The sequence below is a fragment of the Streptococcus bovismuti genome, from assembly GCF_042436615.2.
Taxonomy (GTDB): domain Bacteria; phylum Bacillota; class Bacilli; order Lactobacillales; family Streptococcaceae; genus Streptococcus.
This window is the reverse complement of record NZ_JBHMFR020000007.1, coordinates 85,058-100,627: the sequence shown is the minus strand read 5'-3', so window position 1 is coordinate 100,627 and position 15,570 is coordinate 85,058. Positions and strand designations below refer to the sequence as shown.

At 40.4% G+C, this 15,570-nt stretch carries 15 protein-coding genes and 1 tRNA gene; 15 read left to right on the top strand and 1 reads right to left on the bottom strand.

From position 1 onward, the window contains the following. Positions 1-18: 18 nt before the first annotated feature. The 10 genes from ACERDH_RS08100 (at position 19) to ACERDH_RS08055 (ending at position 8,229) form a co-directional block, all read left to right on the top strand. Positions 19-702 (top strand): Bax inhibitor-1/YccA family protein, encoded by a 684-nt coding sequence (locus ACERDH_RS08100; RefSeq protein WP_084861995.1) that lies wholly within the window; start codon positions 19-21, stop codon positions 700-702. A gap of 109 nt (positions 703-811) precedes the next feature. Then, on the top strand, positions 812-1,804 hold the full coding sequence (gene asnA / locus ACERDH_RS08095) for an aspartate--ammonia ligase (protein WP_033681255.1): 993 nt from the start codon (positions 812-814) through the stop codon (positions 1,802-1,804). A 64-nt stretch (positions 1,805-1,868) separates the two neighbouring features. Next, positions 1,869-2,408, top strand: coding sequence for a 16S rRNA (guanine(966)-N(2))-methyltransferase RsmD (gene rsmD, locus ACERDH_RS08090; protein WP_173875770.1), 540 nt, complete (start codon positions 1,869-1,871; stop codon positions 2,406-2,408). Further along, the gene (coaD, locus tag ACERDH_RS08085; protein WP_173875771.1) at positions 2,398-2,886 is read left to right on the top strand and encodes a pantetheine-phosphate adenylyltransferase; all 489 of its coding nucleotides are present in this window, start codon (positions 2,398-2,400) and stop codon (positions 2,884-2,886) included. Before rsmD ends, coaD begins: the two co-directional genes overlap by 11 nt. Next, entirely contained in the window at positions 2,870-3,907 is a 1,038-nt protein-coding gene (locus ACERDH_RS08080) for a SepM family pheromone-processing serine protease (RefSeq protein ID WP_033687316.1), read from the top strand. The genes coaD and ACERDH_RS08080 overlap by 17 nt, the downstream gene beginning before the upstream one ends. 57 nt (positions 3,908-3,964) lie before the next feature. Further along, positions 3,965-4,195: a DUF1146 family protein gene (locus ACERDH_RS08075; protein WP_000250399.1), complete on the top strand. Its 231-nt coding sequence runs from the start codon at positions 3,965-3,967 to the stop codon at positions 4,193-4,195. A 23-nt stretch (positions 4,196-4,218) separates the two neighbouring features. Next, the gene (murA, locus tag ACERDH_RS08070) at positions 4,219-5,502 is read left to right on the top strand and encodes a UDP-N-acetylglucosamine 1-carboxyvinyltransferase (RefSeq protein WP_386685975.1); all 1,284 of its coding nucleotides are present in this window, start codon (positions 4,219-4,221) and stop codon (positions 5,500-5,502) included. Continuing rightward, positions 5,495-5,683, top strand: a complete 189-nt coding sequence (locus ACERDH_RS08065) for a DNA-directed RNA polymerase subunit beta (RefSeq protein WP_004241151.1) — start codon at positions 5,495-5,497, stop codon at positions 5,681-5,683. The genes murA and ACERDH_RS08065 overlap by 8 nt, the downstream gene beginning before the upstream one ends. A 38-nt stretch (positions 5,684-5,721) precedes the next feature. After that, positions 5,722-6,546, top strand: coding sequence for a DNA-entry nuclease EndA (endA, locus tag ACERDH_RS08060; RefSeq protein ID WP_386685972.1), 825 nt, complete (start codon positions 5,722-5,724; stop codon positions 6,544-6,546). Positions 6,547-6,897: 351 nt separating this feature from the next. Beyond that, a complete protein-coding gene (locus ACERDH_RS08055) occupies positions 6,898-8,229 on the top strand; it encodes a hemolysin family protein (protein ID WP_386685969.1) in 1,332 nt (443 codons plus the stop codon). A gap of 300 nt (positions 8,230-8,529) precedes the next feature. On the opposite strand, the gene ACERDH_RS08050 is transcribed toward ACERDH_RS08055, so the two are convergent. Beyond that, positions 8,530-8,600, bottom strand: a tRNA-Cys gene (locus ACERDH_RS08050). 161 nt (positions 8,601-8,761) lie between these two features. On the opposite strand from ACERDH_RS08050, the gene ACERDH_RS08045 reads away from it, so the two are divergent. From ACERDH_RS08045 to ACERDH_RS08025, 5 genes are all read left to right on the top strand, one after another. Continuing rightward, complete coding sequence (locus tag ACERDH_RS08045; protein WP_004255889.1) at positions 8,762-10,750, top strand: peptide ABC transporter substrate-binding protein; 1,989 nt, start codon at positions 8,762-8,764, stop codon at positions 10,748-10,750. A gap of 66 nt (positions 10,751-10,816) precedes the next feature. Continuing rightward, positions 10,817-12,313, top strand: coding sequence for an ABC transporter permease (locus ACERDH_RS08040; RefSeq protein ID WP_020902008.1), 1,497 nt, complete (start codon positions 10,817-10,819; stop codon positions 12,311-12,313). After that, on the top strand, positions 12,313-13,239 hold the full coding sequence (oppC, locus tag ACERDH_RS08035) for an oligopeptide ABC transporter permease OppC (RefSeq protein WP_004255894.1): 927 nt from the start codon (positions 12,313-12,315) through the stop codon (positions 13,237-13,239). Before ACERDH_RS08040 ends, oppC begins: the two co-directional genes overlap by 1 nt. 8 nt (positions 13,240-13,247) lie before the next feature. Then, positions 13,248-14,315: an ABC transporter ATP-binding protein gene (locus ACERDH_RS08030; protein ID WP_000159550.1), complete on the top strand. Its 1,068-nt coding sequence runs from the start codon at positions 13,248-13,250 to the stop codon at positions 14,313-14,315. Between the two features lie 10 nt (positions 14,316-14,325). Next, the gene (locus ACERDH_RS08025) at positions 14,326-15,252 is read left to right on the top strand and encodes an ATP-binding cassette domain-containing protein (protein WP_001291284.1); all 927 of its coding nucleotides are present in this window, start codon (positions 14,326-14,328) and stop codon (positions 15,250-15,252) included. Positions 15,253-15,570: the final 318 nt, after the last annotated feature.

Sequence of the window (15,570 nt, the reverse complement as noted above, 5' to 3'; positions counted from 1 at the left end):
AGAAAAAGGAGAATCAGAATGAATCAAACAATTATTCAAGAACGTTCAGGTCTCAATCAATTTTACGCTAAGGTTTATGCCTTTGTAGGGATTGGAATTGGACTATCAGCTCTGGTGTCAGCTTTGATGTTGACAGTCTTTCAGGCTCAATTGACTTACTTTTTAATGCATGGCCGTCTCTGGTTGATGGTTGCAACTTTTGCAGAACTTGCTCTGGTATTTGTTGCAAGTAGCATGGCTGCAAAAAATAGCCCAGCAGCTCTGCCAGTATTTCTAGTATACTCCCTACTGAATGGCTTCACCCTTAGCTTTGTCGTAGCCTTCTATACACCGGGAACAGTTTTGTCAGCCTTTGTATCCAGCGCTCTTCTCTTCTTTGTCATGGCGGCAATCGGGATTTTCACCAAGAAGGATTTGAGTGGAATGGGACGAGCTTTGATGGCGGCGCTTGTTGGTCTCATCATTGCCATGGTTGTGAATCTATTTTTAGCCAATAGCTTCTTTGACTACATGATTAGTATTGCCATGGTCTTGGTTTTCTCTGGTTTGATTGCTTGGGATAATCAAAAGATTCGCTATGTTTATGAGCAGTCACGAGGACAAGTAGCGACAGGTTGGATCATCTCAATGGCACTCAGTATCTATCTTGATTTTATCAATCTTTTCCTCAGTATTCTACGTATCTTTGGTCGCAATGACTAAAGGTCCATGAAATCAGTGTTCGAAGGAGCACTGATTTTTTTAAATTTTCTCTTTTCTTTTCTTGGAAATAGGTGTATAATGCTTTTAATTAATTTTTGAGGAGTAGCCTATGAAGAAAAGTTTTATCCATCAACAAGAAGAAATTTCCTTTGTCAAAAACACTTTTACCCAGTATTTGAAAGATAAGCTAGAAGTTGTCGAAGTTCAAGGTCCTATCTTGAGCAAGGTCGGTGACGGGATGCAGGATAACCTGTCTGGTGTGGAAAATCCAGTATCTGTCAAGGTTTTGCAGATTCCTGATGAAACCTATGAAGTGGTGCATTCACTTGCCAAATGGAAACGCCATACTTTGGCTCGTTTTGGTTTCGGTGAGGGTGAAGGTCTCTTCGTCCACATGAAGGCCCTTCGTCCAGACGAAGATTCGTTGGATGCGACCCACTCTGTTTATGTTGACCAGTGGGACTGGGAAAAAGTCATTCCAAATGGTAAACGTAACATCGCTTATCTAAAAGAAACAGTTGAAAAGATTTACAAGGCTATTCGATTGACTGAGCTAGCAGTAGAAGCTCGCTATGACATCGAGTCTGTCTTGCCAAAACAAATCACTTTCATCCATACAGAAGAGTTGGTAGAACGCTACCCAGACTTGACACCGAAAGAACGTGAAAATGCTATCTGTAAAGAATTTGGTGCTGTCTTCTTGATTGGTATCGGTGGTGAATTACCAGACGGTAAACCGCACGATGGACGTGCACCAGACTATGATGACTGGACAAGCGAATCTGAAAATGGCTACAAGGGTCTAAATGGTGATATTCTTGTCTGGAATGAATCTCTAGGTGGAGCCTTTGAGTTGTCTTCTATGGGAATCCGTGTAGATGAAGAAACGCTTCGCCGTCAGGTTGCCATCACAGGTGATGAAGACCGCTTGGAATTGGAATGGCACAAGGCTTTGTTGAATGGCCTATTCCCATTGACAATCGGTGGAGGAATTGGACAATCTCGGATGGCCATGTTCCTACTTCGCAAGAAACATATTGGGGAAGTGCAAACAAGTGTTTGGCCTCAAGAAGTCCGCGATACTTACGAAAATATTTTGTAGAGAATCGAACCGCAAGGTTCGGTTTTCTTTCTCTTTTTGCCCATAATTTGGTATAATAAACGGTATGAAAATCGTATCAGGAATCTATGGGGGACGTCCCCTCAAGACACTAGAAGGCAAGACGACAAGACCTACTTCGGATAAGGTTAGGGGCGCCATTTTTAACATGATTGGTCCCTACTTTGAAGGGGGACGAGTCTTGGACCTTTATGCAGGTAGTGGTGGTTTATCTATCGAGGCAGTCTCACGTGGCATGTCCAGTGCTGTTTTGGTGGAGCGTGACCGTAAGGCTCAAGCCATCGTGGCTGAAAATATTCAGATGACCAAGGAAGTTGGAAAATTTCAACTACTCAAGATGGATGCAGAAAGGGCATTGGAACAGGTATCTGGGAAATTCGATCTCATCTTCTTAGACCCTCCTTATGCCAAGGAACAAATCGTATCAGATATTGAAAAAATGGCTGAGAGAGAGCTTTTTTCTGAAGATGTCATGGTCGTGTGTGAAACGGATAAGGCCGTTGAACTTACAGAAGAAATTGCCTGCCTGGGCATCTGGAAGGAAAAAATTTATGGAATTAGTAAGGTGACAGTTTATGTCAGATAAGATTGGCTTATTCACAGGCTCATTTGATCCGATGACAAATGGGCATATGGATATCATTGAACGGGCGAGCAGACTCTTTGATAAGCTCTATGTCGGTATTTTTTTTAATCCCCACAAACAAGGATTTCTCCCTATCGAAAATCGTAAACGGGGGCTAGAAGATGCTTTGAAACATTTGGGAAATGTTGAAGTCGTGTCTTCTCATGATGAATTGGTGGTTGACGTTGCAAAAAGACTGGGGGCTACTTTCCTAGTGCGAGGCTTGAGAAATGCTTCGGATTTGCAATATGAAGCCAGTTTTGATTACTACAACCATCAACTGTCTCCTGATATAGAAACCATTTATTTACATAGCCGACCTGAACATCTCTATATCAGTTCATCCGGTGTTAGAGAGCTTTTGAAATTTAGTCAGGATATTGCCTGCTATGTTCCCGAGAGTATTTTGGAGGAAATAAGAAATGAAAAAAAAGATTAGATGGCCCTTATATGTCATTGCGGCCTTGATTGTGACTTTCTTGGCGTTTGTAGTGCCTTTGCCTTATTATATAGAGGTTCCAGGTGGTTCGGAAGATATTCGCCAAGTCCTTAAAGTCAATGACACAGAAGATAAGGAAGCTGGTGCCTATCAATTCGTTACGGTTGGTGTCCAGCATGCCACTTTAGCTCATATGATTTATGCATGGTTGACGCCTTTTACAGATATTCGTAGTGCTCAGGAGACTACAGGTGGTTCTTCCGATGTTGAATTTATGCGGATCAATCAATTCTACATGCAAACATCGCAAAATATGGCCAAGTATCAAGGGTTAAAAACAGCTGGTAAGGATATTGAACTCAAATATCTTGGGGTTTATGTCTTGACTGTGACGGATAATTCGACCTTTAAAGGGATTCTCAACATTTCTGATACGGTCACAGCAGTCAATGATCAGACCTTTGATAGTTCCAAAGACTTGATTGATTACGTCAATTCTCAAAAATTAGGGGATTCTGTCAAGGTCACCTATGAAGAAGATGGGCAAACCAAGTCTGCAGAAGGAAAAATCATTACGCTAGAAAATGGCAAAAATGGAATTGGAATCGGCTTGATTGACCGTACAGAAGTAACCAGTGATGTCCCAATTCGCTTTTCAACAGCTGGTATTGGCGGTCCAAGTGCAGGTCTCATGTTTAGTCTGGCCATCTATACTCAAATAGCTGACCCTGGTCTTCGTAATGGTCGTATCGTTGCCGGTACAGGTACCATTGATCGCGATGGGAATGTGGGGGACATTGGAGGTATTGATAAGAAAGTTGTTGCTTCGGCTAGAGAAGGTGCTGCTATTTTCTTTGCCCCGGATAACCCTGTTAGCGAAGAAGAACAAAAAGCGCATCCTGATGCTAAAAACAACTACCAAACAGCCCTGGAAGCAGCTAGAACAATCAAGACAGATATGAAAATTGTTCCCGTTAAAACCCTACAAGATGCAATTGATTACTTGAAAAACAATCCCTAGTTTTTAAGTGAAGTTTCCAAACTAGCGCACAAACAGAGAAGATGGTATAATAGTCAAATGGTTCAATTATTATTCACTCTAAGCAGTCACATGCTCTTTATTTATGTGAGTTTTTACCTTTTAAAGAATCTTGTTAGATGGGAAAAGGTTTTAAAAGTGACAGCTGAGAATACAGGAAAAGTTCGTTTACTAGTAGCCTTTTTCAGCATTGTAATGGGCTATATCATGAGTTCTTTCTTTATCAGCCTATATCAGTTGTGGCAAGAAGCGCTTAGAGGATTATTATAAAATCAAATGTAAAGGAAATAAGTATGGAAAAAATTGTGGTTCAAGGTGGCGATAATCGTCTGGTAGGAAGTGTTACGATCGAAGGAGCAAAGAATGCAGTCTTGCCTTTGTTGGCAGCGACTATTCTAGCAAGTGAAGGAAAGACCGTCTTGCAGAATGTTCCTATCTTGTCAGATGTTTTCACTATGAATCAGGTGGTTCGTGGTTTGAATGCCAAGGTGGATTTTAATGAAGAAGCTCATCTTGTTGAGGTGGACGCGACTGGCGATATCACTGAGGAGGCTCCTTACAAGTATGTCAGCAAGATGCGTGCATCTATCGTTGTCTTGGGACCAATTCTTGCTCGTGTAGGTCATGCCAAGGTATCCATGCCAGGTGGTTGTACGATTGGTAGCCGCCCTATTGATCTTCATTTGAAAGGTCTGGAAGCCATGGGGGCTAAGATTAGTCAGACGGCTGGTTATATCGAAGCCAAGGCGGATCGCTTACATGGAGCTCATATCTACATGGACTTCCCAAGTGTTGGTGCGACGCAGAACTTGATGATGGCAGCGACCCTAGCTGATGGGGTGACAGTGATTGAAAATGCTGCGCGTGAGCCTGAGATTGTGGATCTAGCTATTCTCCTCAATGAAATGGGAGCTAAGGTTAAGGGTGCTGGTACAGAGACCATTACCATTACCGGTGTTGAGAAACTTTATGGTACGACTCACAATGTAGTCCAAGACCGTATCGAAGCAGGAACCTTTATGGTAGCTGCTGCCATGACTGGTGGTGATGTCTTGATTAAAGACGCTGTCTGGGAGCACAACCGTCCCTTGATTGCCAAATTGCTTGAAATGGGAGTGGAAGTGACAGAGGAGACTGAAGGGATTCGAGTTCGCTCTCAACTAGAAAATCTAAAAGCTGTTCATGTGAAAACCTTGCCACACCCAGGTTTTCCAACAGATATGCAGGCTCAATTTACAGCCTTGATGACCGTCTCAAAAGGGGAATCAACTATGGTGGAGACAGTTTTCGAAAATCGTTTCCAACACTTAGAAGAAATGCGTCGCATGGGCTTGCATTCTGAGATTATCCGTGATACGGCTCGTATTGTTGGTGGACAGCCTTTGCAGGGAGCAGAAGTTCTTTCAACTGACCTTCGTGCCAGTGCTGCCTTGATTTTGACAGGTTTGGTAGCACAAGGAGAAACTGTAGTTGGTAAATTGGTTCACTTGGATAGAGGTTACTACCGTTTCCATGAGAAGTTGGCACAGCTAGGTGCTAAGATTCAGCGGATTGAGGCAAGTGATGAAGATGAATAAGAAATCAAGCTACGTAATCAAGCGTTTACTTCTAGTCATTTTGGTACTGTTTTTAGGTGCTCTAGCCCTAGGTATCGGCTTAATGGTAGGTTATGGAATCTTGGGCAAGGGTCAAGATCCGTGGGCTATCCTGTCTCCAGCAAAATGGCAGGAATTGATTCATAAATTTACAGGAAATTAGGCTGGGAGACCAGCCTTTTTATAAAGATAAGGAGAAATATGAACAAAAAAACAAGACAGACACTGATCGGACTGCTAGTGTTATTACTTTTATCTGCAGGGAGCTATTATATCAAGCAGATGCAGTCGACAGCTAATAGTCCCAAAACTAAAGTTAGTCAGAAAAAACAAGCTTCGGAAGCTCCAAGCCAAGAATTGGCAGAGAGTGTCCTAACAGATGCGGTCAAAAGCCAAATAAAAGGGAGTCTTGAGTGGAATGGATCCGGTGCTTTTATCATCAATGGCAATAAAACAAATCTAGATGCCAAGGTTTCAAGTAAGCCTTACGCTGATAATAAAACAAAGACAGTGGGCAAGGAAACGGTACCAACCGTAGCTAATGCACTCTTGTCTAAGGCTACTCGTCAGTACAAGAATCGTGAAGAAACTGGGAATGGTTCGACTTCATGGACTCCTCCAGGCTGGCATCAGGTTAAGAATCTAAAGGGTACTTATACCCATGCGGTCGATAGAGGTCACTTGTTAGGCTATGCCTTAATCGGAGGCTTGGATGGTTTTGATGCCTCGACAAGCAATCCTAAAAACATTGCTGTTCAGACAGCCTGGGCAAATCAGGCACAGGCCGAGGATTCGACTGGTCAAAACTACTATGAAAGCTTGGTGCGTAAAGCTTTGGATAAAAACAAGCGTGTTCGTTACCGTGTAACCCTTTACTACGCTTCGAACGAGGATTTAGTTCCTTCAGCTTCACAGATTGAAGCCAAGTCTTCAGACGGAGAATTGGAATTCAATGTTCTAGTTCCCAATGTTCAAAAGGGACTTCAACTGGATTACCGAACTGGAGAAGTGACTGTTACTCAGTAAAATACAAAATAAACTCCTATGTCACTTGAAGATGTAGGAGTTCTTTTTTACTAGTTTCAGCAGGACTACAATAGACACGAATACTCAATGAAAATCAAATTGCAAACTAGGAAGCTAGCCGCAGGTTGCTCAAAACACTATTTTGAGGTTATAGATGGAACTGACGAAGTCAGCTCAAAACACTGTTTTGAGGTTGCGGATAGAACTGACGAAGTCAGTAACCATATCTACGGCAAGGTGAAGCTGACGTAGTTTGAAGAGATTTTCGAAGAGTATGAGAAAAAAATAATATGTACTGGATTAGATTTTGTGATATAATAAAGGATAAGATACTATTTTAGGAGAAGAACTATGGAAGACCCAAGTAGTCAGAATTTGTTGCTACAATTTGTTTTATTGTTTATCTTGACGGTGTTAAATGCCTTTTTCTCAGCCACAGAAATGGCCATGGTTTCACTTAATCGTGCGCGTGTTGAACAAAAGGCAGAAGAAGGAGATAGACGCTATATCCGTCTGCTGAAGGTACTAGAAAATCCTAACCACTTTTTATCTACTATTCAAGTAGGGATTACCCTGATTACAATCTTATCAGGGGCGAGTTTGGCAGAAACTCTGGGACGAGAAATTGCATCTTGGCTTGGAAACGGCGAAACAGCTTATGCCGTTGCAAGTTTTCTATCTTTAGCATTTTTGACTTATATTTCCATCGTTTTTGGGGAATTGTATCCCAAAAGAATCGCTCTTAATCTAAAGGATGCCTTGGCGATTCGTACAGCGCCAGTTATCATTGGACTTGGGAAACTAGTTAGTCCCTTTGTTTGGCTTTTGTCTGCATCTACCAATCTCTTGAGTCGCTTGACTCCTATGACCTTTGACGATGCTGACGAAAAAATGACTCGTGATGAAATTGAGTACATGCTGACAAATAGTGAAGAAACACTAGATGCTGACGAAATTGAGATGTTACAGGGGATTTTTTCACTGGACGAATTAATGGCCAGAGAAGTCATGGTTCCTCGGACGGATGCCTTTATGGTGGATATTCAGGATGATAGTCAAACCATTATCCAGAGCATTTTAAAACAAAACTTTTCCCGTATCCCTGTTTATGATGGGGATAAGGATAACGTGATTGGAATCATTCACACTAAGAGTCTTCTTAAGGCGGCTTTTGAAGACGGTTTTGATAATATTGTATGGAAGAGAATTTTACAAGATCCACTTTTTGTTCCTGAAACTATTTTTGTGGATGACTTGCTAAAAGAATTGCGAAATACTCAAAGACAAATGGCAATCTTGCTAGATGAATACGGTGGGATGGCTGGTTTGGTGACCCTGGAAGACCTCTTAGAGGAAATCGTTGGGGAAATCGATGACGAAACAGATAAGGCTGAAATCGAAGTTCATCAAATCGGAGAAGATACTTATATTGTTCAAGGTACCATGAATCTCAATGATTTCAACGATTACTTTGATGTTGAACTGGAAAGTGATGACGTTGATACCATCGCTGGTTATTATTTGACAGGAGTTGGGACCATTCCAACGACTGAGAAACTCAGCTATGAATTGATCAGCCAAAACAAACAGCTTATCCTAACCAATGATAAAGTGAAAAATGGACGTGTTACCAAGGTAAAAGTCCAAATCACAGAATTCGAAATTGAAGAAGAAACAGAATAAACTAGAGGCTTTTGTCACCAGGTGTGACGAAGCTTTTTCAGTTGATTTCATACTCTTCGAAAATCAAATTCAAACCGCGTCAACGTCGCCTTGCCGTACGCAAGTACAGCCTGCGGCTAGTTTCCTAGTTTGCTCTTTGATTTTCATTGAGTATCAAAAGATTGTCTCCTAAAAAGAAGTCTGCCCCAAATTCACCCCAAAAGTTTTTGTAAGTTATATGTATTTATCCGAAGAAAATAAAAAAAGCCCTTTAAACTGGGCTTTCTGTTTAAATGAAACCTGAAAAAATCAAGTTATAGAAGGCGGTAGACGGATTTGAACCGACGATCAAGCTTTTGCAGAGCCGTGCCTTACCACTTGGCTATACCGCCTTAACGTTTATTATTATACCTTGAAAATGATTTTCAGTCAATAGCTTTTTCAGATTTTTTGTATCAATAAGCCTAAATATTCTGAAAATTCGTTTACTTTTCTTGAAATCTATGATATAATTGATGATAACCTATACTTTATTTATAAGAGGAGTAAATAAATGAAAAAAAGTCAAGTGCTTGCTGTAGCGGGAGCTACCTTATTAGCGTCAGGAGTTCTAGCTGCGTGTTCAAACACTAGTTCAAATAATGCTAAACTAGCAAAAGATTACCAATATGTTTATCAAACAGATCCAGAAACCTTGGATTATATCGTCAGCAATATCGATTCAACATCATTCGTCACAACAAATGCTGTAGATGGTTTGTTGGCTAATGATAAATATGGTAACTTGGTTCCTTCTATTGCTGAATCATGGACAGTTTCAAAAGATGGTTTGACTTATACCTATAAAATCCGTAAGGATGCTAAATGGGTTACAGCAGAGGGAGAAGAATACGCTCCTGTAACTGCTAAAGACTTCGTTACTGGTTTGAAACATGCCGTAGATGGAAAATCAAAAGGACTTTCAATCGTTAGCTCTTCTATTAAGGGATTAGAAGCCTATATCAAGGGTGAAACAAGCGATTTTTCAACCGTTGGAGTAAAAGCACTTGATGATCAAACACTAGAATATACCTTGAACCAGCCAGAAACTTTCTGGAATGATAAGACCACTAGTGGTGTTTTGATGCCGGTTAATGAAGAATTCTTAACTTCAAAAGGTGAAGGTTTTGGTGCCCCAACCGATGCTAACTCTATTCTTTATAACGGTCCATTTGTCTTAAAATCTGTAACTCCAAAATCATCTATCGAGATGGCTAAAAATGATGCTTACTGGGACAAAGAAAATGTAAAAATTGAGAACGTTAAGTTCACTTTCTGGGATGGTAAGGACCAAGATGTGATTGCTAAAGGTTTTGCTGATGGTCAATATAGCAAGGCTCGTATCTTCCCTACAAGTTCTACATATGAAAAATATGCAGCTGACTTTAAAGATAACATTTACTTTAATGAACCAGGAGCGGGTGTTGCAACTGTCAGCTTGAATTATGGCCGTACAACCTATAACCACACTGCCAAAACAAGTGATACCCAAAAGACATCTACTCAGAAAGCATTGCTAAACAAGGAATTCCGTCAAGCCTTGAACTTTGCTGTCGATCGCAATTCTTACTCAGCTCAAACAAATGGTACTGATGGAGCTGCAGTAGCCATCCGTAATACGTTTGCACCTTATAATCTTCAAGTTGGTAAGAAAACATTTGGTGAATTGGTACAAGATAGCTTGGCTAAGACAAATTCTTCTACTTGGTCAAACGTGTCTCTAGCAGATTCTCAAAATGGCCTTTACAATGAAGAAAAAGCGAAAGAAGTCTTTGCTAAAGCCAAATCAAGTCTACAAGCTGAAGGTGTTGAATTCCCAATCCACTTGGATGCCCTGGTTATCCAAGAATCAACAGCGGTTGTAAACCGTGTTCAATCATTGAAACAATCAATTGAAAAAGTATTGGGTTCAGATAATGTTGTTGTAGACTTACAACAAATGACTCAAGCAGAAGCTTTACCAATTTCATTTAGCGCTCCAACAGCTAAAGAGCAAGACTGGGATATCCATACCTTGCTAGGATGGAACCCGGACTATCAAGATCCTTCTACTTTCTTGGATCAATTCGTCCTTAAGGGAGGAAGCACTCGTCTTTACCTTGGTATTGACCAAAACACAGATGCATCAGTAGTAAGCAAACTTGGTTTAGCTGACTATGGAAAATTACTTGATGACGCAAACAGCGAAAACCAAGATGTTCAAAAACGTTATGAAAAATACGCGGTGGCACAAGCTTGGTTGACTGATAATGCTTTGACAATTCCAGTAATGGCTTCTCCTAAAGAAACAGCCGTTTCATATGTTTCAAAAGTTCTACCATTTAGCTCTTCATATTCTGTAGCCGGCCTTAAAGGTGAAAATTCAGGATACTTGAAGTACACTGAAGTTGGTGAAAAAGCAATCACCAAAGAAGAGTATGAAAAAGCTCGTGAAAAATGGTTGAAAGAAAAGACTGAGTCAAACGAGAAAGCTCAAAAAGAATTGGCAAGTCATGTGAAGTAAATAATTTTCAATAGAACTTTCTCTCCATGAGGAGAAGGTTCTTTTGGGATTTTTAAAGGAAATGATATGAAAAAATATATTTTTATGCGTGTTTTGCGGTCATTGGTTTCTATCTTCTTAGTAACAACCTTGACTTACACGATTATCTATACAATGGTTCCTCGAAAATTGATTTTCAAACAGGATACCAACTATAACAAGATTGCGACAACTGCTGATAAGCGTGATAACTATGAGAACACTGTTTATGAGCGTATGGGCTATATCGAGTACTACGATACCAAGGAATTGCAAGAAAAAGCTAGCCAGATGGATGCTTCTGTAACAGTTGAAGCCAATGATACCAACAAGGCTATCTATGAAAAATACATCAAACAAATCGGTCATGGTTGGACCCTGGGAGAATTTACTGAAAGTGGCCAATTCTACGCTACACGTGAAATTCCAATTTTTGAACGTGTGTTTAAATTCTATGCAAACTTGCTTGATATCGACCACACAAACAAGATTCAGGACCCAGAAAATCCAAATTTGGAGCGTTATTTGCGTTTTGAAAATGATCCCGCTATCGGCTGGTCTCTGGTAGGTTCAGGGACTAAACACAAGTACCTCTTGTACTTCAATAGTCAGTTCCCATTTGTTCACCAAAACTTTGTGAACTTGAATTTGGGTGATTCATATCCAACTTATGCTAATACTCCTGTGCTTCAAGTTATCACACAAGGACAAGGTCAAACTAAGACATCAGAAGTGCAATTCCCAACTGGTAAGAAAACATCTTCAGTTAATATCTACTCAAGAACCTACAAATCGCCTAGTCAGGCTGATTCTCGTGAAGTAGCTAACTATGGGAAAGATGACCCATATACTGCAACTGAAAGCAACTACCAATATCCTTCTATGATTGCTAGCTCTGCAGTCGTTGGATTGATTGGTTTGGTGATTTCTTATGCGATTGCCGTGCCACTTGGTTCAGCTATGGCTCGCTTCAAGAATACTTGGATTGATAGCTTCTCAACAGGGTTTTTGACCTTCTTGATGGCCCTTCCAACCATTGCCTTGGTTTACATTGTTCGTTTGATTGGATCATCAATTGGTCTTCCAGATTCATTCCCTATCTTGGGTGCTGGAGATTGGCGTTCGTATGTTTTACCAGCAGTTATCCTTGGTTTATTGGGTGCTCCTGGTACAGCTATTTGGATTCGTCGTTACATGATTGACTTGCAATCACAGGACTTTGTTCGTTTTGCTCGTGCAAAAGGTTTGTCTGAAAAAGAAATTTCAAACAAACACATCTTTAAAAATGCCATGGTTCCGCTGGTTTCAGGAATTCCTGGTGCTGTTATCGGGGTTATCGGTGGTGCAACCCTTACTGAAACAGTCTTCGCTTTCCCAGGTATGGGTAAAATGTTGATTGACTCTGTAAAAGCATCTAATAACTCTATGGTCGTAGGTCTTGTCTTCATCTTTACATGTATTTCTATCTTCTCACTTCTTTTGGGAGATATTTGGATGACTATTATTGACCCACGTATTAAATTGACTGAGAAAGGAGGCAAATAATGTCTACAATCGATAAAGAAAAATTTCAGTTCGTAAAACGTGACGATTTTGCCTCTGAAGCCATTGATGCGCCAGCCTATTCATACTGGGGCTCAGTGTTTAGACAATTTATGAAGAAGAAATCAACTGTAGTCATGTTGGGAATCTTGGTAGCTATCATTTTGATGAGTTTCATCTACCCAATGTTTTCTAAGTTTGATTTCAATGATGTCAGCAAAGTAAACGACTTTAGTGCTCGTTATATCAAGCCAAATGCTGAGCATTGGTTCGGTACAGACAGTAACGGTAAATCTCTCTTTGACGGTGTCTGGTTCGGAGCTCGTAACTCTATCCTCATTTCTGTGATTGCGACAGTGATTAACTTGGTTATCGGTGTTTTTGTCGGTGGTATTTGGGGAATTTCAAAATCAGTTGACCGTGTGATGATGGAAGTTTATAATGTCATCTCAAACATCCCATCTCTTTTGATTGTCATTGTCTTGACTTACTCAATCGGAGCTGGATTCTGGAATCTGATTTTTGCTATGAGTGTGACTACTTGGATTGGTATTGCTTACTCAATTCGTATTCAGATCATGCGTTATCGTGACTTGGAGTATAACCTTGCTTCACGTACACTTGGAACACCAACCTTTAAGATTGTTGTAAAAAACATTATGCCACAATTGGTATCTGTTATCGTTACGACGACATCTCAAATGCTTCCAGCCTTTATCTCATACGAAGCTTTCCTTTCATTCTTTGGACTTGGATTGCCGATTACAGTTCCAAGTTTAGGTCGTTTGATTTCAGATTACTCTCAGAACGTAACGACAAATGCATACCTCTTCTGGATTCCATTGACAACTCTTGTCTTGGTATCCTTATCCCTTTTCGTAGTTGGTCAAAACTTAGCGGATGCTAGTGATCCACGTACACATAGATAGGAGTAGAAATGACAAAAGAAAAAAATGTAATTTTGACTGCTCGCGATATTGTCGTGGAATTTGACGTTCGTGACAAAGTATTGACAGCCATTCGCGGCGTTTCCCTTGAACTAGTTGAAGGAGAAGTATTAGCCTTGGTAGGTGAGTCAGGATCAGGAAAATCTGTTTTGACAAAGACTTTCACAGGTATGCTTGAAGAAAATGGTCGCATTGCCCAAGGTAGCATTGACTACCGTGGTCAAGATTTGACAGCTTTATCTTCTCACAAGGATTGGGAACAAATTCGTGGCGCTAAGATTGCGACTATCTTCCAAGATCCAATGACTAGTTTGGACCCAATTAAAACAATTGGTAGTCAGATTACAGAAGTTATTGTAAAACACCAAGGAAAAACAGCTAAAGAAGCGAAAGAATTGGCCATTGACTACATGAATAAGGTTGGGATTCCAGATGCAGATAGACGTTTTGATGAATACCCATTCCAATATTCTGGAGGAATGCGTCAACGTATCGTTATTGCGATTGCTCTTGCCTGCCGACCTGATGTCTTGATTTGTGATGAGCCAACGACTGCCTTGGATGTGACCATCCAAGCTCAGATTATTGATTTGTTGAAATCTTTACAAAACGAGTACCATTTCACAACAATCTTTATCACCCACGACCTTGGTGTGGTGGCAAGTATTGCAGATAAGGTAGCGGTTATGTATGCAGGAGAAATCGTTGAGTATGGAACTGTTGAGGAAGTCTTCTATGACCCTCGCCATCCATATACATGGAGTCTCTTGTCTAGCTTGCCTCAGCTTGCTGATGATAAAGGGGATCTTTACTCAATCCCAGGAACACCTCCGTCACTTTATACTGACCTGAAAGGGGATGCCTTTGCCTTGCGTTCTGACTATGCAATGCAAATTGACTTCGAACAAAAAGCTCCTCAATTCTCAGTATCAGAGACACATTGGGCTAAAACTTGGCTACTTCATGAGGATGCTCCAAAAGTAGAAAAACCAGCTGTGATTGCAAATCTCCATGATAAGATTCGTGAAAAAATGGGATTTGCCCATCTGGCTGACTAGGAGGAAGGAAATGTCTGAAAAATTAGTAGAAATCAAAGATTTAGAAATTTCCTTCGGTGAAGGAAGTAAGAAGTTTGTCGCAGTTAAAAATGCTAACTTCTTTATCAACAAGGGAGAAACTTTCTCGCTTGTAGGTGAGTCAGGTAGTGGGAAAACAACTATTGGTCGTGCCATCATCGGTCTTAATGATACAAGTAATGGGGATATCATTTTTGATGGTCAAAAGATTAATGGTAAGAAATCGCGTGAACAAGCTGCAGAATTGATTCGTCGTATCCAGATGATTTTTCAAGATCCTGCCGCAAGTTTGAATGAACGTGCGACTGTTGATTATATTATTTCTGAAGGTCTTTACAATCATCATCTGTTCAAGGATGAAGAAGAACGTAAAGAGAAAGTTAAAAATATTATCCGTGAAGTGGGGCTTCTTGCTGAGCACTTGACTCGTTACCCTCATGAATTCTCAGGTGGTCAACGTCAACGTATCGGTATTGCCCGTGCCTTGGTCATGCAACCAGACTTTGTTATTGCGGATGAGCCCATTTCAGCCTTGGACGTTTCTGTGCGTGCTCAAGTCTTGAACTTGCTCAAAAAATTCCAAAAAGAACTTGGTTTGACCTATCTCTTCATCGCCCATGACTTGTCTGTCGTTCGCTTTATTTCAGATCGTATCGCAGTTATTTACAAGGGTGTTATTGTAGAGGTTGCAGAAACAGAAGAATTGTTTAACAATCCAATTCATCCATATACTCAAGCCTTGCTTTCAGCGGTACCAATCCCAGATCCAATCTTGGAACGTAAGAAGGTCTTGAAGGTTTACGACCCAAGTCAACACGACTATGAGACTGATAAGCCATCTATGGTAGAAATCCGTCCAGGTCACTATGTTTGGGCTAACCAAGCCGAATTAGCGCGTTACCAACAAGGGTTAAACTAATAATGGTTTTATAATTTCCATATCAATTTTTATGGGAATTATAAACCTTTTTTTGTTGGACTGATTTGAAAAAATCTTTGAAAGTATCCTGAAAGAATTTTCGAAAAATTTTAAAAAATTCTGAAATATTCTTGACAGCTGATGAAAAAGGTGGTAAGATAGGAAACATCAAAAAAGAAAGCAGAAAAAGAAATGAATAAGAGACAAGCTGTAACGATGAATCAAAACTTTTACTTTAGCTACTTTAGATAGTGTTTGTAGACATGTCACCATGGATGCAAACAGTTCAAGCAATTTGTTTGTATCTATGTGGCTAAG